Below are 20,518 nucleotides of genomic sequence, written 5' to 3'. Positions count from 1 at the left end.
CCAACGCCGGTTTGATCATTCCACCGAAATCTAACTAGAACCCGTTCTAAAATCGGTAGATGCAGCGTCTCAGCGGACTTGATGCCACCTTCCTGTACCTGGAAACGTCGACACAGCTACTCCACGTCTGCGGCCTGGTGATACTGGACCCGTCGACCATCCCGGGCGGTTACCGCTACCGATCACTACTCGGCGAGCTGGACTCCCGCATGGCAGCGATGCCGACGTTCCGGCGCAAGCTGAAAGATTCACGCTTGAACCTCGACTACCCCGTCTGGGTGGACGACCACGACTTCGATATCGAACGACACTGCCATCGCACATCGGTACCGGCGCCAGGTGGCCACGACGAGCTGGCAGAACTTGCCGGACATATCGCGAGCCAACCGTTGGACCGTTCCCGTCCGCTGTGGGAAATGTGGGTCATCGAAGGACTTGCCGACGGAACCATCGCCGTCATGTCGAAGATCCATCACAGTGCCGCTGACGGCATTACCGGTGCCAACATCCTGGCTCAACTGTGCAGTCTGGAACCGGAATCCCCCGCACTGGTAGACACCACAGCCGAGAGCGCCGGTGACGCCGGCACACTCGACATCGCTGTCGGCGGCCTCCTCGCCGTAATTTCCAGGCCTGCGCGGCTGGCGCGCCTCGTCCCCGGCGGTATCGCGATGCTGCCCAAATGGGTGACCCGCGCCCGCAAAGGCAGAGCGATGCCTGCGCCGTTCACTGCCCCTCGAACGTCGTTCAACGGCGCCATCACCGGTCATCGCAATATTGCCTTCGCCCAGCTCGACCTGGCCAAAGTGAAAGCCGTGAAGGACCGTCACGGCGTCAAGGTCAACGATGTCGTTCTTGCGCTGTGCGCCGGAGCGCTGCGCAACTACCTCGAGGAGCGCGGCGAGCTTCCCGAGGATTCGTTGGTCGCGATGGTTCCCGTGTCGGTTCACGGGAAATCCGACCGCGCCGGCACAAACCAGATCTCCGGTATGTTCACGCAACTGGGCACCCAGATCGTCGACCCACTCGACCGCTTGCGCGCGATCAGCGAATACAACGCGACCTCGAAAAATCATAACGAGGCGTTGGGCGCAAACATGCTTCAAGACTGGTCACAATTTGCGTCGCCGGCAGTTTTCGGCGCCGCAATGCGCGTCTACTCCTCACTCAAGCTCGCAGAACGGCACCCCGTCGTGTCGAATCTCGTGGTGTCGAACGTTCCCGGCCCGCCGGTTCCGCTGTACTTCCTGGGCGCACGCATTACGGGAATGTTCCCACTGGGACCCATCTTTCACGGCGCCGGACTCAATGTGACGGTGATGTCGCTCGACGGCAAAGTAGATGTGGGCATTGTCAGTTGCACGGACCTGGCACCCCAATTGCACGAACTCGCGCAAGGATTCGCCCTGGCGCTCGACGAACTCCTGGGAGCAGCCGAGAAAGGCGACGAAGAAAGTGACGGGGAAGGTTGCGCAACTACGACGCCTTCTGCGACGTAGAGTTATCGATCATGTCCGAAGTCACCGATGATGCAACCGAGCCCACGTCCGATGTCGAACCACTCCTGGTGCCGCGTGACGGTGTGCCTGATGTCATCACCACCGCAGACGGGATCGCGAAGGCTGCCGCTGAATTGACAGCGGGCACCGGGCCTTTGGCTGTTGACGCCGAGCGTGCGTCGGGATTCCGGTACTCCGCCCGTGCGTATCTGATTCAGCTCAGACGTGAGGGCGCCGGCTCGTTTCTGATCGATCCGATCCCCACCGCCACGGACATGGCACCGCTGGCCGAGGCGATCAACCCTCTGGAGTGGGTTCTGCATTCCGCAGATCAGGATCTGCCCGGACTGGCCGAGTTGGGGTTGTATCCGGCTGTACTTTTCGACACTGAATTGGCGGGCCGACTGGCCGGATTCGAACGGGTCGGTCTGGCCGCGATCGTGGAACGCACGTTGCATGTCGAGCTTCGCAAGGGCCACGGCGCCGCCGACTGGTCGACACGGCCACTGCCGGCACCATGGCTGAACTACGCCGCGCTCGACGTCGAAGTGCTGCTGGAATTGCGCGACGCCATGGAAGCCGAACTGCGTGCACAAGGCAAATTGGATTGGGCGAAAGAAGAATTCGAGCACATTCGACTTGCCGGCCCGCCGAAGCCGAAGCCGGATCGCTGGCGCCGCACGTCGCACATCACGTCACTGAAGACCACTCGCCAATTGGCTGCGGTCCGGGCGCTGTGGCAGGCGCGTGAAGATCTCGCACGTAAGCGCGACGTGTCTCCCAGCCGAGTGCTGCCGGATTCGGCGATCATCGACGCGGCGCTCAAGGATCCCCGGTCGATGGATGCGCTGCGGTCGCTGCCCGTGTTCGGCGGACCGAGGCAACGACGCTATTCACGAATCTGGATGACTGCATTGGAATCAGCTCGGTCCCTGCCGGACAGCGAGCTTCCCCCGAAGACTCCGCCGAACATCGGCCCGCCAGCTCCCGGACGGTGGGCGCGTCAGGATCCCGAAGCCGCCGATCGTCTGACCGCAGCCCGCGCAGCCTTGTCGGATCTCAGTTCCGAAGTATCGGTCCCCGTCGAGAATCTGCTGCAACCGGAGCTGGTGCGTCGTCTGTGCTGGGACTGGACAATCGCGCCGGGATCGGACATCGCCGTGGTCACGGCTGCGATCGAGACGAAGCTCACGTCCGGCGGCGCCCGATTGTGGCAGCGCACCTTGACCGTGCCGGTCCTCGCCGAGGCGCTGAACTCGATAGTTCCGGCAGAGGACGACGCGGTCGCAGCCGAGGAGGAAGCAGCGGCAAACGGCGAATCCTGACGGGGTTGCGGGTGTGGGTGGAGCAATTCGACCCGTTAAGTTACCGGTGAGTAATGGGCAGTAGTACGCTTGTTACAAGGCCGGACGCTTGGCCGTGATTGCCGAACCGTAAGTCCCATCCGCCCAGCGCGTGGTGGGCATCTCCATCAGGAGGAATTCGCGTGGCTCCATCCACACACAACCAACGCAACGTCGTCTTTGTCGACGGCATTCGCACCCCGTTCGGCAAGGCAGGCCCCAAGGGCATGTACGCCGAGACGCGTGCAGACGACCTGGTCGTCAAAGCCATCCGCGAACTGCTTCGTCGCAATCCGCAGCTGGATCCCGCGCGGATCGACGAAGTGGCGATCGCTGCCACCACTCAGACCGGTGACCAGGGACTGACCATCGGCCGCACCGCCGCGATCCTCGCCGGCCTGCCCGAAACCGTCCCCGGATTTGCCATCGACCGCATGTGCGCCGGCGCGATGACCGCCGTCACTACCACCGCGTCGGGCATCGGCTTCGGCCAGTACGACGTTGTTGTCGCCGGTGGCGTCGAGCACATGGGCCACCACCCGATGGGTGAGGGCGCAGACCCCAACCCGCGCTTCCTCGCCGACCGTCTGGTCGACCCGAGCGCACTCGTGATGGGTAACACCGCAGAGAACCTGCACGACCGGTTCCCGACCATCACCAAAGACCGCACGGACGCCTACGCCGTGAACAGCCAGAACAAGTACGACGCTGCCAAGAAGGCCGGCTTCATCGCCGACACGCTGGTTCCCGTCGCGACCCGCAGCGCAGCCGGTTGGGGGCTCGCCACCGAGGACGAGCCGCCGCGCCCCGGAACCACCGTCGAAGACCTCGCGAAGCTCAAAGCGCCGTTCCGCCCCGCCGGGCGCATCACCGCCGGTAACGCCGCAGGCCTCAACGACGGCGCCACGGCAGCACTTCTCGCCGGTGAAGACACCGCAGCGGAGCTCGGACTGCCTGTCGGCATGCGCATGGTCGGCTTTGCCTACCAGGGCGTCGACCCCGCGGTCATGGGTATCGGACCGGTCCCCGCCACCGAGAAGCTTCTGGCACGCACCGGTCTGAAGATCGAGGACATCGGACTTTTCGAGATCAACGAAGCGTTCGCGGTTCAGGTTCTCGCGTTCCTCGAGCACTACGGCATCGCCGACGACGACCCCCGCGTCAACCAGTGGGGCGGCGCCATCGCGTGTGGCCACCCCCTCGCCTCGTCGGGCGTGCGCCTGATGACGCAGCTCTCCCGCCAGTTCGCGACACGCCCCGACGTGCGCTACGGCTTGACCACCATGTGCATCGGCCTCGGCATGGGTGGCACCGTCATCTGGGAGAACCCGAACCACGCTGACTACCAGGCAGGAGTTAACTAAATGTCTGATATTGCAACAGCATTCGCCGACGAGGTCGTGACGAACGCGTACACCAAGATCATCTCGGTCCCCGGCATCGAGGGCCCGTTTGCACTGATCACCCTCGACAACGGCTTCGACCACACCAAGCCGTCGTCCTTCGGCCCCGGCGGGCTCGCATCCTTCGACGCCGCACTGGACGAAGCTTTTGCCGCGAACCCGGTCGCCATCGCCGTGACCGGCAAGCCGTTCATCTTCGCCGCCGGTGCGGACCTCAAGGGTGTTCCCGCGATCACCTCACGTGAGCAGGGACTCGAGCTGGGCCGCTTGGGCCATAAGGTGTTCCGACGCCTGCGTGAGTCCTCCGTTCCCACGTTCGCCTTCATCAACGGTGTCGCACTGGGCGGTGGCCTCGAGGTCGGCCTGCACAGCCACTACCGCACGGTTGCCGCCAACGCGGGCGCACTCGGTCTTCCGGAAGCATTCCTCGGCCTGGTCCCCGGATGGGGTGGCACGCAGTTGCTCCCCAACCTCGTCGGCCCGTCCAACGCCGTCACCGTGGTGATCGAGAACTCGCTCAACCAGAACAAGGTGCTCTCCCCCAAGAAGGCACTCGAACTCGGCGTCGTCGACGTCGTTCTCGATTCCGCCGACTTCATCGAGCAGTCACTCGCCTGGGCCGCGCAGGTTCTCGCCGGTACCGTCACCCCCGCTCGCCCCGAGATCGATCGCGGCCAGGGCTGGGACGACGCGATCGCCCGTGCGAAGGCCATCGTCGACGGTAAGACCAAGGGCAACGCTCCCGGCGCCGTCAAGGCTGTCGAGCTGCTCGAACTGGCTCGCACCACCGACATCACGGATGCGGCTTCGCTCGACAAGGGCTTTGCGGCCGAGGACGAGGCGCTTGCCGATCTCCTCCTGACCGACGAGCTCCGCGCCGGCCTGTATGCCTTCGATCTGGTGAACAAGCGCGCCAAGCGTCCCGCCGGAGCGCCCGACCGTTCGCTGGCCCGCAAGGTCAACGGCGTCGGCATCGTCGGTGCCGGTCTCATGGCCAGCCAGCTCGCGCTGCTCTTCGTCCGCCAGCTCAAGGTGCCGGTCATCCTGACCGACATCGACCAGGAGCGCATCGACAAGGGTGTCGGTTACGTCCACACCGAGATCGACAAGCTCCTCGGCAAGGGGCGCCTGTCCCCCGACGCCGCGAACCGTCTCAAGGCCCTCGTCTCCGGCTCACTCGACAAGGCCGCGTTTGCCAAGACCGACTTCGTCATCGAAGCCGTCTTCGAGAATATGGATGTCAAGAAGAAGGTCTTCGCGGAACTCGAGCAGTTTATCGCTCCCGAAACCATCCTCGCGACCAATACCTCGTCGCTCTCCATCACGGAGATGGCGTCCGAGCTGAAGCATCCCGAGCGCGTGGTGGGCTTCCACTTCTTCAACCCGGTTGCCGTTCTCCCGCTCCTCGAGATCATCAAGGGCAGCAAGACCGACGACGCTACGCTCGCAACGGCTTTCGCCACCGCGAAGTCACTGAAGAAGTCTGCTGTCCTGTGCGGCGACAAGGCCGGCTTCGTCTTCAACCGCCTCGTCACCCGCACCTTGGGTGAGGTCATGTCCGCCGTCGACGAAGGCACCCCCTTCGACGTCGCGGACAATGCCATCGCCGAACTCGGTATGCCGATGTCGCCGTTCACCCTGCTGGCCCTCGTCGGACCCGCAGTCGCGTTGCACACCGGCGAGACCCTGCAGGCGTCGTACCCGGAACGGTTCAAGAGCTCGCCCGGTCTCGAAGCACTGGTCGAAGCCCGCAAGCCCGGCGTCTGGACCTGGGGCGAGAACGGCCAAGCTGTCGATCCCGAGGTTGCCGCGCTGTGGCCTCGAGGTGACAAGGTGTCCACCTCGGAAGAAGTACTCGAGCGCACACGCCGTGCCTTCGCCGAGGAAATCCAGATCATGCTCGACGAAGGCGTCGTAGCGGCAGCCGAGGACATCGACCTCTGCCTGCTGCTCGGCGGCGGATTCGGATTCTGGAACGGTGGCATCACGCCGTACCTGGACCGCACCGGCACCTCCGAGGCCGTCAACGGCAAGCGCTTCCTCGCGCCTGGTGTTGCAAGCGTCTGATTCTCTCGCTCTGACAAAGCCGAACGGCGCACTCGAATTTTCCGGGTGCGCCGTTCGCGATAGTTCACACTGTGCGGCAGCTCAAAACACTGTTCCGACATCCTCTTTCACAATGTAGTCAAGTGCCCGCTCCGCCACGGCAGCGATAGTCATCGACGGATTGCACGCAGCAGCATTACCCGGCATCAAGGCACCGTCAAGCACGTACAGTCCGCGCTGGCCCTGCACGCGACCTTCGAGATCGCAGACCGTTCCCATACACGCGCCGCCGAGCGGATGCCACGTCGACGACAGCAGCGCATTCGTGTCGGTGAGGATGCCGGTGTTCCCGGCGATCTTGTGGGCGGCCGGCCCGATGTGGCCTAGCTGGATAGCAGAGTCGCCGTCCTTCGGCCAACGGAGCACTGCCTCGTCCCGCGCGGAGTCGTACACAAACCGGCCTCGGTCTCTACTGACACCGAATCCGACCATTACCGTGCTGTGCGCATCGAACGGCACCGGCGGGAACGACGCCTGAATGAGGGTGAACGCCGAATCCGGGTCGTCCCAGTTCCGGCTTCCGTAGACAACCGGGCCGCCTTGGGTGCTACCGAAATTCTCGGTGGGGTCGGACCAGATGTAGATGCGGTCGGCGTTGGTGCCCCAGCCGCCGCCCAACTCGCCGGGCAGATCGGGAATCCGCCCCTGCGCACCGGCCCGCACGAGCAACTTGGTCGTGTTGGCGCTGCCCGCGGCCATGACCAGCGCCTTTGTCGTCAGGATCTTGTTCTCGAGCACCCGCCCGGACATGTCGGTGCGGTTCACATATACCCGCCATCGGCCGTCTTCCGCGCGTTCGACGTCGGTAACCTGGTGCAGCGTCTCGACTTTCACCAATCCTGTGGCTTCTGCGGCGGCAATGTAGGTGACGTCGACGGAGTGCTTGCCGCCGTTGTTCACGCCCAGTGCGCCATCGCCGTTGGTGTACGAGGCTTTCATCTCACCGCGCAGTTCGGCCAGCGCAAAGTCCCAGTCGATCGGCATCGGAATCTTCGACACCGGAAGCCCGGAACGCGTTGCATTGCGGGCGAATACACGGGCAGCCTCGTAATTCGGACTCTCGACCAGCTCGTCCGGCGCTACGGCGAGTTGCAGCATGGATGCCACGCGCTGATAGTGGACGCGGTCCATCGTCGCGTAGTCCAACTGCTCGGGAAAGTGCTCGCTGAAGACGGATTCGGCAGGTTGCAGCGTCATACCCTGATACACCAACGATCCACCGCCAACGCCGGCCGCGCAGATCGATGTCATGTTCTCCCCGGACACCGTCTCCAGCAACCCGACGTACGGCTCGAAAGCAACTTCTCTCCCGAAGAGCGTCGGATTGGACTGGTGCCACAGGATCCGTTTGTCAGGACTGGCCGGATGGGGAAATGTCTCGGCATTGGGACCCGACGGCCACCGAATTCCCCTCTCCAGCACCGTAACCGGAACGCCCGCCTCGGCCAGACGAAGCGCGGTCACGCCGCCACCGAATCCTGAACCGATCACGACAACGCGGTGTTCTTCGCGGGTGAGTGGCACCCCGACGGTTCTGGCAGAGGTACCGGCCCGAGCAACACTCGGTATCGCCACTGCGGCCATTGCCGCGGCGACTCCGGACAGAAAGGCTCGCCGTTTCAGTGCAGACATAGCTGTGCTCCCTTGGTGAATCGCCGATGTGCCGGCGGCGAAAACTCACGGGGCACCAGAAATCAGGGGGAAGTGCCTAGTTCCGTATGGACAAAACAACCGAGCGAGTCCAAAACTAGACACTTACCGGAAAAGTGTCAAGAAAAGTTGAAGAGAAGGCTGATATCTAGGCTGTGGAACCCATTGCGGGTTGAAGCCAGCGGGTGAGAAAGGTTCGTAAATCGTCGTCGGAGTGGATGGACTCACTGTCGAACGCGATGACCGACAAACCCAGTCGAACGGCAATTTCGATAATGCCGTCCAACTCCTCCTCGGTTGCGAGCCCTCGCTCGACAATGGGTGAAAGAAACTCGTGTGCAACAGGTTTGGCACGTACCATCATTTCCGCCGAGAACACCGGATCACCCCGTTCGGCGAGCAACAACGTCGTCAGCACTGGGTGAGCCCGCACCTCGGCCCGCGACGCCACGATGAATTCGACGACGTATTCGCAGGCGCTCTCCACAGTAGCCAGTCGAGCCTTGATACCACTCAACATCTCGACCGTAAGATCGGACATCGCCTTCGACACCACTTCTTCACGGGACCCGAAGTTGGAGTAGACAGTCTGGCGCGACACACCGGCCTCATGAGCGATCGCCGCCATGTTGACGGCCTCGAACCCGCCACCCTCGATCAGTCGAAGCGTGGCGTTCAAGATCTTCTGCTGCGACCGCACCGGACAATTATCGCCTATTACTACCCGATTCACCCAAACCAGGATTGCAACAAGGCCGCAGGTCACGACGATTTTCGAACCATTCGTGAAGATTTTCGGGCGAAATCACACGTTCGTGACCCAGTTCACGAAATTATCGGCTATGTTGTTACTCGCCGGTAGCTCATAGGGGTGGGCTCCGCACCACACTTTCCGAGCACTGCCGAGATCGATTGCCGCACCTATGCGTACGGCGTTCCGATCCGGCACGCGGGACTCTGCCGAGGACCGTCTTTCACACTTCTTTCTGTCGATCGCAGCAACTCGTGCGCTGTCGTCGACACGCATCGAGAGGCTTCCATGAAGAAGTTGTCCGCAGAATTTCGGCGCACGCTCACTCGACGACTCCGGATGGCCACAGTGGTCGGCATGTCCGTCGTCGCAACGACGCTCTGCACCGTCACCGCGATCAACCCAGCCGCTGCCGCTCCGGCGATCCCGGAGTTTTATCAACCGCCGGCGGAATTCCCAGAAGTTCCCGGAAGTGTCATTCGCACCGAACCGATGACCCTGCGGGCATCACTACCCGACTACAACGGTCCGTGGCCCGCGCCGGCGCAACGAGTCATGTACACATCACGACTCCAGGACGGCACGCCCGCCGCGGTGACGGGCACCTACATCGACTCGTCGAAGCCGTGGCAAGGGACCGGCGAGCGACCAACCGTTGTCATCGGACCGGGCACGATGGGCCAAGGCGACCAGTGCGCACCATCGCGTGCCTTTCCCGACGCACTGCTGATCCAAACCGATCCACTGTCGATGTCCGCAAATCAGGAACTGTTCTCCGCCGGAACCTGGAATGCATTGGGGGCCCGCGTTTTTGTCACCGACTACATCGGCCTGGGCACCCCCGGCGTCCACACCTACGTCAATCGAATCGAAGAAGCACACGCAATGCTCGACGCCGCCCGGGCGGCGAACATTCTCAGTGGAACCGGCTCCGACACTCCCTTGGCTTTCTGGGGATACTCGCAGGGCGGCGGAGCGGCTGCAGCAGCGGCCGAACTCCAGCCGAGCTACGCACCGGAACTCAATCTCGCGGGAACCTGGGCTGGCGCTCCTCCCGCTGATCTGCGATCGGTACTCGGACAGATCGACGGCAACCTGATCGGCGGGGTCGTCGGATTCAACATCAACGGATTGCTCGCGCGTTATCCTGACCTGAATACATCGTTGGACAAGCGAATCACGCCGCAAGGGCGCGCGGTTCTTGATCAACTGTCCACCGAATGTGTCGGCGACATCATCGTGAAACACCCCTTCATGCGCACCGACGCACTGACGGTCGACGGCCGGCCCCTCCTTGCACACTTGGACGAGATCCCTGAAGCGGCAACGATTCTCGATGAACAACAGGTCGGCAACCTGACGCCTACGTCTCCAGTTCTCGTGACCAGCGGAATCAACGACGACACCATCCCCTATTCCCAGGCTCGCAGCCTTGCGCAGTCGTGGTGCTCACGCGGTGCCACGGTCACCTTCAGAACCAACGACCTGCCACCGATCGCACCCGGTACAACCTTTGTTAACCACTTCGGTCCGGAAATCATCGACGGATTCGGCCCGAACAACGCATTCGACTACCTCCGCGATCGCTTCAATGGAGTACCGGTGAGTGGATGCCAGTTCGACTGATCCCGAAGAGGTCGCTCTCAGGCCGCCGGAACAGGTTAGGCTTTCCTACATGAAAACTACCGTTCGCGGATGGGCAGCACTGGGTCTGGCTGCACTCACCGCCACCGCACTCGTAGCCTGCTCATCCGATTCGGACTCCTCGTCTGCTCCGGCGAACTCGGAGGGTTTCCCGGTCAGCATCGACAACGTCTTCGGCACCACCACGATCGAAACCCAACCGGAACGGTTGGTCACCCTCGGCTGGAACGCTCAGGACATCCTCTACGCCCTCGGTCTCACTCCGGTCGGACAGCCCAAGTACACATACGGGGCCGACGACAACGGAGTGATGCCGTGGGCACAGGAATACTTCGACGCTGACAAGACCACGCTGTTCGACATGCCGGCCACTGGCGAGCCGCCCGTCGAAATCGTGGCTTCCCTGACTCCCGACGCGATCCTTGCCCCATACGAAGGATTCGAGAAATCGGTCTACGAACAGCTGAGCAAGGTTGCGCCGACTGTCGCCTATCCCGGCGATGCGTGGCAGACAACCTGGCAGGACCAGACACGCATTGTCGGAAAGGCCGTAGGCAAGCCGACCGAAGCCGACGCATTGATCGAGGGCCTCGACACCACTCTCGCCGACACTGCCGCTGCGCATCCCGAATACGCCGGAAAGACCATTGCCGTCGTCAACTTCGACACCGACGCCAGCAACGTCAACGTGTACCTCCCGACGGATCCCCGTGTGCAGGTGTTGAACGAACTCGGGTTTGTCAACGCTCCTGGCGTCGAAAAGCTCGGCGCTGCCAATGCCGGTGGGTCGTTCTTCACGACGCTCTCCTACGAGAACATCGCCGACATCGACGCCGACGTGATTGTCGGCTTCACCGACGGAACCACCGACCCGGCAAGCATTCCCGCGGTCAGCGCACTCGACGCCGTCAAGCGCGGATCGACGGTCTTCCTCAGCGACACCAGAGTCATCGGCGGCCTCAGCAACGTCAACGTACTGAGCACCCCGTGGGTCCTCGACCAGATAACGCCGTCGTTGACGGAAGCTGCCAACCGCGCCGGCTGACAGTAAGTAACCCCCGCTTGTCGGTGTCACGACCTAGGCTCTGCGCATGCCTGAACTTGCTACTTCCGTGACCAGAGTTGTCAATGCACCCGTGGACACCGTGTGGCAGGTCGTCACCGACCTCGACGGCGCGGTCGACACCCTCACCGGCGTAACCCGTATCGAACGGCTTGCCGGTGAGGGGTACGCCGTGGGCACCAGGTGGCGTGAAACCCGCAAGCTGATGGGCAAGGAAGCATCCGAGGAAATGTGGGTCGTGGAGGTCGAGGCGCCCATTCGCACTGTGGTGAAAGCACATTCGAACGGCATGGACTACACGTCCGGATTCACGCTGAAGCCCGCACCCGGCGGCACGCTCCTCGAAATGAACTTCGCCGGTGTTTCCGAAGCCCAGTCGGCCGTGTCCAAAGTCCTCGGTGCTGTATTCGGGCGCCTCGGGCTTCGAATCACCCGAAAGATGATGGCTGCGGATCTCGCGGACTTCGCCGCAAAGGCCGAACGGATCGCATCAACCTGACGCGCGATCGGCGTCGCCGATGAATGTCCCGAACAACTCAGGTGGATAACAAGACTCGACTAACCGCCAAATCGCGCGTGGTGGGCGTAGCGTCCAGAGTGCTTTTACACGCGGACGACGCAGCGGGGCATCGTTCACTTGGCCCGGAGGGGGCAGGAATGGCATTCAGCGGTACCACCGACAGTGGCGGTTCCGGCGCTACACGCGCCGCCGTCGGACATGCAGTTCTCTTTGCCGGCGCTGCCGCGCTCGGCGGATTCCTGTTCGGATACGACACAGCTGTCATCAACGGAGCCGTCGGAGCGATCCGCGACAAATACGACATCGGCGCAGGTGCCACCGGCCTGACCGTGTCCCTGACCCTGCTCGGCGCAGCATTGGGCGCTTGGATAGCGGGGTCACTAGCTGATCGACTCGGTCGCATCCGCGTCATGCAGATCGCGGCAGTGCTCTTTGTTGTCGGCGCCGTCGGTTCGGCCGTTCCGTTCAGTGTCTACGACCTGACATTCTGGCGCATCGTCGGTGGCGTCGCTGTCGGTTTTGCGTCGGTGATCGCGCCGGCATACATCGCGGAGATCTCGCCGGCCGCTATCCGCGGCCGCCTCGGTTCGATGTATCAATTGGCCATCGTGCTCGGAATTGCGGTGTCACAGTTGGTCAACTACGCCCTGCAAGCCGCTGCCGGTGGCGCGCGCAATCAGATCGCGGGCCTCGAAGCCTGGCAGTGGATGCTGATGCTCGAGGCAGTACCTGCACTTCTGTATCTCGTGATGACCACCACGATCCCGGAGTCTCCGCGCTTCCTCGTCGCTCAAGGCAAGGACGATCGGGCGCGCAAGATCATCTCCGACCTCGAAGGCGGCGACCATGACGCCGTCACCGGCCGGATGAACGAAATTCGCGAGTCTCTCAAACTCAAGCAGGCCAAAACCACTGTGCGCGAGCTCTTTTCGAAACGACTCGGTGTCTCGTACCTGGTCTGGCTCGGCATCGCCTTGGCAGCACTCCAGCAGCTGGTCGGAATCAACGTCATCTTCTATTACTCCAGCACGCTGTGGCAGGCCGTCGGATTCGGCGCAGACCGCTCGCTCCTGATCAGCGTCGTCAGTGCGCTGGTCAACATCGTCGGCACCTTCGTCGCGATTGCCGTCATCGACCGCGTCGGACGAAAGCCGTTGCTGCTGGTCGGTTCCGCCGGTATGGCAATCTCACTCGGCACCGCGGCTATCTGTTTCCATTCGGCAACAGTGACAAAGAACGAGATCGGCGAATCCGTCGCGACACTCAGCGGCGCCAACGCCACCATCGCCCTCATCGGTGCAAACGCGTTTGTGTTCTTCTTCGCGCTGTCATGGGGACCGGTCGTCTGGGTCCTCATCTCCGAGATGTTCCCCAACCGTGTGCGCGCCACCGCAGTCGGTCTCGCCACTGCAGCAAACTGGGTCGCCAACTTCCTGGTGTCCTGGACCTTCCCGTCGCTGGCCGATTGGAATCTGTCGCTCACCTACGGCGCCTACGCGGTAATGGCACTGCTGTCCCTGTTCGTGGTGCTGAGATTCGTAAAGGAAACTCGAGGCAGCACACTCGAATCGGTGCAGTAATTGCAGCACCAGCTCATATACGTATCGGCACTGCTGGGAAGCAATTTCCAGTAGTGCCGATCTGTATGAAGCGTTACTCAGCCTTGGGCAGGGGCGTCGCCACGTGCAGGCGCATCCCCGTTAACGTGAACCGCGGAGCCACCCATGCTGGCCACCCAACCGGTGATCTTCAGGGACAGATCCTGCGCCGTCAGACCCAGTTCCTGATGGATGGCTTCACGGGAGGCGTGATCAAGGAACTGCTGCGGCACACCCATGTCGCGGCACGCGGTGTGAACACCCGCAGCCCGCAACGCTGCGGAAACCGTCGATCCGATACCGCCGTGCACCCCGCCGTCTTCGAGAGTGACAACCAGCGCGAACTTGTCGGCAACCTTGACCAATGCGTCCGAGACGGGCAGAACCCAACGCGGATCGACAACGGTCACCGCGATGCCCTGCTTGTCGAGACGATCGGCGATCGCGAGGGCCAAGGAGGCAAATGGTCCGACGGCAACGAGGAGCACATCGCCGCGATCTCCGTCGGACTCGCGAAGCACGTCAATTCCGTCGAGCCGCTTGATCGCCGGAATCCCCTCGGGGACAGCGCCCTTCGGGAACCGGACGACGGTGGGACCGTCGTCGACCTTGAGTGCTTCGTCCAATTCTTCACGGAGCGTGACGGCGTCACGTGGAGCCGCAACACGAATTCCGGGAATGATACCGAGCAGGGACAAGTCCCAAACCCCGTTGTGGCTGGCGCCGTCGACCCCGGTGACGCCGGCACGGTCGAGAACTACCGTGACCGGCTGCTTCAGGAGCGCAACATCCATGAGCAGCTGATCGAAGGCACGGTTGAGGAAGGTCGCGTAAATAGCGACCACCGGGTGCAATCCGCCGAGCGCCAATCCAGCTGCCGACGTCATCGCATGCTGCTCCGCGATACCGACGTCGAACATGCGGTCGGGGAACTTCTCCGCGAACGCGGCCAGGCCTGTCGGGCCGGCCATCGCGGCGGTGATCGCCACGATGTCCTCGCGGCGCGAAGCCTGCTCGATCAACTCGGCGGAGAAAACTGATGTCCAGTCGAGTGCCGGCGTCTTGTCGGAGCGACCGGTCACGGGGTCGATGACCCCGGTTGCGTGCATCTGATCCGCGATGTCGTTCTCGGCGTGCGCGTAACCGTTGCCTTTACGGGTGACGGCATGAACGATCACCGGTCCGCCGTATGCCTTGGCCCGGCGCAACGCCGATTCCATGGCCTGCTCGTCATGGCCGTCGACAGGGCCGAGGTACTTGATGCCGAGGTCGGTGAACATGACCTGCGGGCTGACCGCGTCCTTGAGACCGGCCTTCATTCCGTGCAGTACCGAGTAAGCAGCGCGACCCACCCAGGGAAGCTTCTTGACCATCCTGCGACCGTTGTCGAGGGCCCGCTCGTAGCTCGGAGCGGTACGCAGCGCAGAAAGGTGATCGGCAAGTCCGCCGATGGTAGGCGCATACGAACGACCGTTGTCGTTGACGACGATCACTACGGAACGATCCTTGCCGGCCGCGATGTTGTTGAGGGCTTCCCAACACATTCCGCCGGTGAGCGCACCGTCACCGACAACGGCGACAACGTGTCGATCTTGACCGGTCAGCGCAAACGCCTTTGCCAAACCGTCGGCATAAGACAGTGCAGCTGAAGCGTGGGAGGACTCGACCCAGTCGTGCTCACTCTCGGCACGGCAGGGGTACCCAGACAAACCACCCTGCTTGCGCAAGGTCTCGAACTGATCCTTGCGTCCGGTCAGGATCTTGTGGACATACGCCTGATGCCCGGTGTCGAAGATGATGGCATCTTGCGGAGAATCGAAAATTCGATGCAGGGCAAGGGTCAGCTCGACAACCCCGAGATTGGGGCCGAGGTGACCACCGGTGGCAGCGACCTTCTGCACCAGGAACTCACGAATCTCGTCAGCCAACTCCGAAACCTCGGCGTGGCTCAACTGACGTAGATCGTCAGGACCTTGAATGCGGGCAAGAACACCCAACGAGATCGCTCCTTCCGTGCTTCACAGCTGCACCGGTGCGCGCCGCGGCTGTCTGTACGACAGTTCTGTCAGTCTACGGAGCGACTCAGCGAACCGACACGCGGACTCGGCGGTATTCACCTATAACTTCGAGTTACAGCACCACCGGGGCGGCGGTCCGTGACTGCAATCACAGACAAAACGGATGGCCGGTCTTGTAGACATCCGCTCGGCGACCACAAATTGTCGAACTCGTCCGCCTACAGTCATCCTATGGGAAACGTGGTTGACGATCTGATCGCCCGAGTCTTCGACGACGTCCGATCACTCGATGCCGGAGAAGTCGCCGACTACATACCCGAACTTGCTGCCGTCGCCCCCGATTCGTTCGGGATCTGCCTCGCCACCATCGACGGATACGTCTACGAAATCGGCGATTCCCGACATCCCTTCACGATCCAGTCGATCTCCAAGCCGTTCACGTACGCACTCGCTCTCGCTGATCGCGGTGCCGAGGCCGTCGACGCCAAGATCGACGTCGAACCGTCCGGTGAGCCGTTCAACGAGATCAGCCTCGATCCCCTCACCGAGCGACCACGGAATCCGATGATCAACGCGGGCGCGATCACCGCGGCCTCGCTGGTGACGGGTGCAGATCAAGCAACCCGCTTCGAACGAATTCGCGCAGCATATTCGCGTTACGCAGGCCGGGAGTTGCCGTTCAACGAAGCCGTCTACGAATCCGAAGCGCGCACCGGACATCGCAATCGCGCGATCGGACACATGCTGCGCTCGTTCGATGTGATCTCCGGCGACCCCAACGACGCCGTCGACCTGTACTTCCGTCAGTGCTCCATCGACGTGACGTGCCGCGACCTGAGCCTGATGGCCGCGACGATGGCCAACAACGGCGTCAATCCGTTGACCCGCGAGCGCGCACTCACCGCCGTCGGCGTCGAACAGGTCCTCAGCGTCATGTCGACGTGTGGAATGTACGACGGCGCCGGGAAGTGGCTGGTCGAAGTGGGGTTACCCGCCAAGAGTGGCGTCGGCGGCGGCGTCATGGCAGTTCTTCCCGGGCAGATCGGGATCGCCGTCTACTCCCCCAGACTCGATGCTCACGGAAACAGCGTTCGTGGTGTGGCCGCGGCAAAGGCGCTGTCCAAGGAGTTGGAACTTCACTTCCTCCATGTGACGCGGGCGTCGAGGTCGTCGATCCGCGCGCGCTATAACGTGACTCAGGCTCCTTCCCGAGTCAGGCGCACACCCACCGAACAGGCTGTTCTCGAAGACGTCGGCAAGCGGAGCCGGATCTACGAACTGCACGGCGATCTCCTGTTCACCGGCGCGGAGTCCGCCGTGCGCGAGATCGGTTCGGTGGACGAAGGACTCGAAGTGGTCGTGATCGACGTACGACGGGTCGACGACGCCAGCGACGTGGCGATTCGCATGATCACGGCTCTGCGGACCCAACTGGCCGACAAGGGTTGCGCCGTGGCATTGGTGGATCCGAGCGGGCTTCTCGGACAGGCAAGTTCGAGCATCAATCCCGCGCAACGCGGCGGACGGGTTTTTGCCGACCTCGACGCGGCGATGGCGTGGTGCGAGGACGCTCTCCTGACGCTCCACTGCTCACAGCAGCGTCAGCCGGCGAGCATGTCGATCGAGGATCACCCCGTCCTCGACGCGTTGTCACCGAAACAGGTGTCTGCCTTCGTGTCTCAGCTCGAGAGCCGAACGTATGCCAGGGGCGAAACTATCGCCCGCCGCGGTGATGCGGCGTCAGGGTTCTATTTGATTCTGCAAGGACAGGTCAGCACGACGTTCACCGACGTTCAAGGCCTCACGCACCGGATCGCGACGTTGTCCGCCGGAATGACGTTCGGCGAGATGACGATGTTCCTGAACTCCCGGTTCCTCAACGACGTCCGGGCCGACACCACTGTGGTTGTGGCTGTCCTCACGACTGCGCGGTACAACGAACTGACCTCTGCGGCACCGGAACTCAAACTTGCGCTGCTCGAGAGCCTGGCATCGGGCGCGTACGAACAACTCGACATGACCTTGCGCAGCGTTATCGGCGCAGGACGCATCTGATCGGAGAAGCCCAATGACCTTCACGCATTCGGAACAGTCGGACGCGACCAGCGTGACGGTCAGTGGAATCGGCCGCGCAACAGCCACTCCCGACATTGCCCGGTTGTCGATTGGCATCTCGGTGACAGACCCGGCAGTTGCCGACGCGTTCGGTGCCCTGGCCAGGCACTCGACCGCATTGACGGACGTACTGCACGCACACGGCATCCGCGGAGCCGACCTCGTGACAACAGGATTGAGCATCCACCCGCAGACTCAGTGGGTGGACGGCGGCCGAGCAGAAACCACCGGGTTCACTGCGTCGACGACATTTCGAATAGTAGTGCGCGAGTTGAGTGCGAACAGCTCGCATTCTCCCGCCGCCGTTATCGCTGATTGTGTGTCCGCCTCCGGCGACGCGATCCGACTCGACAGCGTGGCATTCGACCTCGAGGATCGAACGGCGCTGGCCGAGCTCGCCCGCGAATCTGCCTGGGCGTCAGCACAATCAAAGGCCGCACAGTTCGCGGCCCTGGCACGGAAAAATCTGGTCGACACCCTCGAGATTGTCGAGGGCGCCGACCAGATGGTCCCGGTGCACGGTGTATTTGCCGCGGCTCGGGCAGATTCTGCTCCGCTGGCCGTCGAACACGGTGAGATCGAGGAAACGATCTCGCTCCGTGTTCGATGGTCTATGGCGTGATCAGCGTGAAGCCGACTTTTCGAGGTTGACCTCGTCCGCCTCGGGTACAACGATGTCGATCGTGGTCCGCAGTGCCCGGTTCGGGATGAAGGAAACCGCTACCAAGGTGACGATGGCAACAACGGCTGCGACCAGGAAGATGCGTCCCGTTGCGTCGCCGTACGCGAATCGAACGATCTGTCCGACGAAGTCGGGCATGTTGTTCAGGTCGAGTCCGTCCTGCAAGCTCTTGCCTGCAACCATCTGCTGCTCGGGCGGCAGTGCGGACACGGATTCCTTGGTCAGGGTGCCGACGCGACTTGCCAGGATGGAACCCAGTACCGACACGCCGATCGCACCACCGAAGGTACGGAAGAACGCAACGATACTGCTTGCCGCGCCGATGTTTTCGACGCTGACGGTGTTCTGGACCGCGAGCACGATGTTCTGCATCAGCATGCCGGTGCCCAAACCGACGATGGCCATGAAGATTCCGATGGTCCACAGGTTGGTCGCGTGGTCGATCGTCGAGAGCAGACCGAAACCGATGAGCAGCAGCACTGCGCCGGAAACAACGAACGGCTTCCACTGACCGAATTTGGTGATCATCTGACCCGAGCCGACCGAGGCGACGAGCATGCCTGCCACCATGGGGATGGTGAGCAGTCCGGCTGCCGTCGGATCGAAACCGCGAGCTGTCTGGAAGTACTGCGTCAGGAAGGTCGTCGCACCGAACAGGCCGACACCCACTGCGACCGACGCGATGATTGCCAACGCGGTGGTGCGCTCGGTGATGATCTTGATCGGCAGGATCGGATCCTTGACCTTGGATTCGACGAACATCGTCAGAGCCAGCAAGGCAAGTCCACCGAAGACGAAGTACAGCGACTGCATCGAGAACCAGGCGTAGTAGTCATCCTGACCGGCGAAGGAAACCCAGATCAGCAGAACGCTGACACCGGCGGTGAGCAAGGTGGCACCCAACCAGTCGATGGAGACGTTTTCCTTCTTCTCGGTCTCGATGTGCAATGTGCGCTGCAGGAGGAACAGTGCGATGACTGCCAACGGAACACACACGTAGAAGCACCAGCGCCAACCGACCGTGTCGACGATGACACCGCCGAGAACGGGTCCACCGGACATCGAGACAGCCATGGCAGCACCCATGTAGCCGGAGTACCGACCACGATCACGCGGCGGAATGATGGAGCCGATGATGGCCACGACGAGGGCAGTCAAACCACCCATGCCGATGCCCTGAATCACGCGGGCGCCAAGAAGCAGCGGCACGTTATGCGCTGCGCCGGCGATGATGGAACCGACCACGAAGATCACGATCGACGTCTGGACCAGCAACTTCTTGTTGAAGAGGTCAGACAATTTGCCCCAGATGGGCGTCGACGCGGCCGTCGCGAGCAGTGCCGCCGTGATGATCCAGGCGTACTGCGTCTGCGTTCCGTGCAATTCACCGATGATGGTCGGGAGAGCCGTCGAGACGATGGTGCTGCTCAGCAGCGCGGTAAAGAGTGCCGCGATGAGGCCGGTGAGGACTTTCAAAATTTCGCTGTGCGTCATCGCACTGCTCTCGGTACTAGCCCGAGTTTCTCCAACTGTGGCTGACATGTGCTTATCTCCCAATAGTTTCTACGCCCGCGACCGGCAAGGCCGGGTGCGGGACTGCAGGTGAGGCCTGACGATGGAGCGCTGCGCCGAACGTCTCGTTGAGACGTTGTAGCGATGACACTGCGGCCATGGCCTCTTCCTGGCTCCAGTCTTCGAGCATGCTGCGCAATCGCGCCGCTCGCCGTTGTTTCGTTTCCTCGAGAACGCTGTGCCCCTCGTCCGAGACCCGGATCCGGAACGCTCGCTTGTCTGCGGGGTCGGGACTTCGCTCGACATACCCGGCATCCACGAGATCGGACATCTGCCGACTGAGCGAGGACTGGCTGACACAGAGGTCTACTGCCAGCTCGTTCTGTCTGCACTCCCCTTTAGCTGCCAGCATGAACAACACACTGATCAGCGCCGGGGGCAACACGCTTTCAGCGCTGTGCGTCACCACGGCCCGCAAGGATCTGCCGAACAGGAAAACCGTGTCGACAAGAGCTTGGGCCGTATCCGGCTGCACTGACATGAGAACCCCTGACAACGATCTACGCGAAAACTACTTGCAGAACGCAACTATACATTTAGTTGCATAGCTCAAG

General features: G+C 62.4%; 15 protein-coding genes. 10 read left to right on the top strand and 5 right to left on the bottom strand.

Annotated features, from left to right (window positions below; all coding sequences use genetic code 11):
• Positions 1-59: 59 nt before the first annotated feature.
• From RG2_RS11860 to RG2_RS11845, 4 genes are all read left to right on the top strand, one after another.
• Entirely contained in the window at positions 60-1,499 is a 1,440-nt protein-coding gene (locus RG2_RS11860) for a WS/DGAT/MGAT family O-acyltransferase (RefSeq protein WP_045067450.1), read from the top strand.
• Positions 1,500-1,510: 11 nt separating this feature from the next.
• The gene (locus tag RG2_RS11855) at positions 1,511-2,824 is read left to right on the top strand and encodes a ribonuclease D (RefSeq protein WP_051730566.1); all 1,314 of its coding nucleotides are present in this window, start codon (positions 1,511-1,513) and stop codon (positions 2,822-2,824) included.
• 161 nt (positions 2,825-2,985) lie between these two features.
• Complete coding sequence (locus RG2_RS11850) at positions 2,986-4,206, top strand: thiolase family protein (RefSeq protein ID WP_033234758.1); 1,221 nt, start codon at positions 2,986-2,988, stop codon at positions 4,204-4,206.
• The gene (locus tag RG2_RS11845; protein ID WP_033234759.1) at positions 4,207-6,312 is read left to right on the top strand and encodes a 3-hydroxyacyl-CoA dehydrogenase NAD-binding domain-containing protein; all 2,106 of its coding nucleotides are present in this window, start codon (positions 4,207-4,209) and stop codon (positions 6,310-6,312) included.
• Positions 6,313-6,393: 81 nt separating this feature from the next.
• On the opposite strand, the gene RG2_RS11840 is transcribed toward RG2_RS11845, so the two are convergent.
• Together RG2_RS11840 and RG2_RS11835 are read right to left on the bottom strand one after the other, a co-directional pair.
• Positions 6,394-7,983 (bottom strand): GMC oxidoreductase, encoded by a 1,590-nt coding sequence (locus RG2_RS11840; RefSeq protein ID WP_033234760.1) that lies wholly within the window; start codon positions 7,981-7,983, stop codon positions 6,394-6,396.
• A 166-nt stretch (positions 7,984-8,149) separates the two neighbouring features.
• Positions 8,150-8,701: a TetR/AcrR family transcriptional regulator gene (locus RG2_RS11835; protein ID WP_033234761.1), complete on the bottom strand. Its 552-nt coding sequence runs from the start codon at positions 8,699-8,701 to the stop codon at positions 8,150-8,152.
• 339 nt (positions 8,702-9,040) lie between these two features.
• Between RG2_RS11835 and RG2_RS11830 the strand changes: the two genes are divergently transcribed.
• The 4 genes from RG2_RS11830 (at position 9,041) to RG2_RS11815 (ending at position 13,559) form a co-directional block, all read left to right on the top strand.
• Positions 9,041-10,378, top strand: coding sequence for a lipase family protein (locus RG2_RS11830; protein WP_051730568.1), 1,338 nt, complete (start codon positions 9,041-9,043; stop codon positions 10,376-10,378).
• Between the two features lie 49 nt (positions 10,379-10,427).
• On the top strand, positions 10,428-11,441 hold the full coding sequence (locus RG2_RS11825) for an iron-siderophore ABC transporter substrate-binding protein (protein ID WP_033234986.1): 1,014 nt from the start codon (positions 10,428-10,430) through the stop codon (positions 11,439-11,441).
• Positions 11,442-11,487: 46 nt separating this feature from the next.
• The gene (locus RG2_RS11820; RefSeq protein WP_033234762.1) at positions 11,488-11,958 is read left to right on the top strand and encodes an SRPBCC family protein; all 471 of its coding nucleotides are present in this window, start codon (positions 11,488-11,490) and stop codon (positions 11,956-11,958) included.
• A 158-nt stretch (positions 11,959-12,116) separates the two neighbouring features.
• On the top strand, positions 12,117-13,559 hold the full coding sequence (locus RG2_RS11815; RefSeq protein ID WP_033234763.1) for a sugar porter family MFS transporter: 1,443 nt from the start codon (positions 12,117-12,119) through the stop codon (positions 13,557-13,559).
• Positions 13,560-13,636: 77 nt separating this feature from the next.
• Here the strand turns inward: RG2_RS11815 and dxs are convergent, their stop codons facing one another.
• Complete coding sequence (gene dxs, locus RG2_RS11810) at positions 13,637-15,574, bottom strand: 1-deoxy-D-xylulose-5-phosphate synthase (RefSeq protein WP_033234764.1); 1,938 nt, start codon at positions 15,572-15,574, stop codon at positions 13,637-13,639.
• Positions 15,575-15,826: 252 nt separating this feature from the next.
• Between dxs and glsA the strand changes: the two genes are divergently transcribed.
• Positions 15,827-17,650 (top strand): glutaminase A, encoded by a 1,824-nt coding sequence (glsA, locus tag RG2_RS11805; RefSeq protein ID WP_033234765.1) that lies wholly within the window; start codon positions 15,827-15,829, stop codon positions 17,648-17,650.
• A 13-nt stretch (positions 17,651-17,663) separates the two neighbouring features.
• Positions 17,664-18,332: an SIMPL domain-containing protein gene (locus tag RG2_RS11800; RefSeq protein WP_033234766.1), complete on the top strand. Its 669-nt coding sequence runs from the start codon at positions 17,664-17,666 to the stop codon at positions 18,330-18,332.
• On the opposite strand, the gene RG2_RS11795 is transcribed toward RG2_RS11800, so the two are convergent.
• Together RG2_RS11795 and RG2_RS11790 are read right to left on the bottom strand one after the other, a co-directional pair.
• On the bottom strand, positions 18,333-19,934 hold the full coding sequence (locus RG2_RS11795; RefSeq protein WP_051730542.1) for an MDR family MFS transporter: 1,602 nt from the start codon (positions 19,932-19,934) through the stop codon (positions 18,333-18,335). It lies immediately after the preceding gene.
• 4 nt (positions 19,935-19,938) lie between these two features.
• The gene (locus RG2_RS11790; RefSeq protein WP_033234768.1) at positions 19,939-20,445 is read right to left on the bottom strand and encodes a MarR family winged helix-turn-helix transcriptional regulator; all 507 of its coding nucleotides are present in this window, start codon (positions 20,443-20,445) and stop codon (positions 19,939-19,941) included.
• Positions 20,446-20,518 lie beyond the last annotated feature (73 nt).

The organism is Rhodococcus globerulus NBRC 14531 (assembly GCF_001894805.1).
GTDB lineage: Bacteria > Actinomycetota > Actinomycetes > Mycobacteriales > Mycobacteriaceae > Rhodococcus_F > Rhodococcus_F globerula.
The sequence above is the reverse complement of the archived record's forward strand: the minus strand, read 5'-3'. Positions and strand labels throughout refer to the sequence as shown.

Excerpts from the sequence above, each read along its gene's own strand:
- RG2_RS11830 (WP_051730568.1), top strand. The coding sequence starts at position 9,041 with ATGAAGAAGTTGTCCGCAGAATTTCGGCGCACGCTCACTCGACGACTC.
- RG2_RS11790 (WP_033234768.1), bottom strand. The coding sequence starts at position 20,445 with ATGTCAGTGCAGCCGGATACGGCCCAAGCTCTTGTCGACACGGTTTTC.
- RG2_RS11855 (WP_051730566.1), top strand. The coding sequence starts at position 1,511 with ATGTCCGAAGTCACCGATGATGCAACCGAGCCCACGTCCGATGTCGAA.
- RG2_RS11860 (WP_045067450.1), top strand. The coding sequence starts at position 60 with ATGCAGCGTCTCAGCGGACTTGATGCCACCTTCCTGTACCTGGAAACG.
- RG2_RS11820 (WP_033234762.1), top strand. The coding sequence starts at position 11,488 with ATGCCTGAACTTGCTACTTCCGTGACCAGAGTTGTCAATGCACCCGTG.
- glsA (WP_033234765.1), top strand. The coding sequence starts at position 15,827 with ATGGGAAACGTGGTTGACGATCTGATCGCCCGAGTCTTCGACGACGTC.
- RG2_RS11800 (WP_033234766.1), top strand. The coding sequence starts at position 17,664 with ATGACCTTCACGCATTCGGAACAGTCGGACGCGACCAGCGTGACGGTC.
- RG2_RS11815 (WP_033234763.1), top strand. The coding sequence starts at position 12,117 with ATGGCATTCAGCGGTACCACCGACAGTGGCGGTTCCGGCGCTACACGC.
- RG2_RS11795 (WP_051730542.1), bottom strand. The coding sequence starts at position 19,934 with ATGTCAGCCACAGTTGGAGAAACTCGGGCTAGTACCGAGAGCAGTGCG.
- RG2_RS11845 (WP_033234759.1), top strand. The coding sequence starts at position 4,207 with ATGTCTGATATTGCAACAGCATTCGCCGACGAGGTCGTGACGAACGCG.
- RG2_RS11825 (WP_033234986.1), top strand. The coding sequence starts at position 10,428 with ATGAAAACTACCGTTCGCGGATGGGCAGCACTGGGTCTGGCTGCACTC.
- RG2_RS11840 (WP_033234760.1), bottom strand. The coding sequence starts at position 7,983 with ATGTCTGCACTGAAACGGCGAGCCTTTCTGTCCGGAGTCGCCGCGGCA.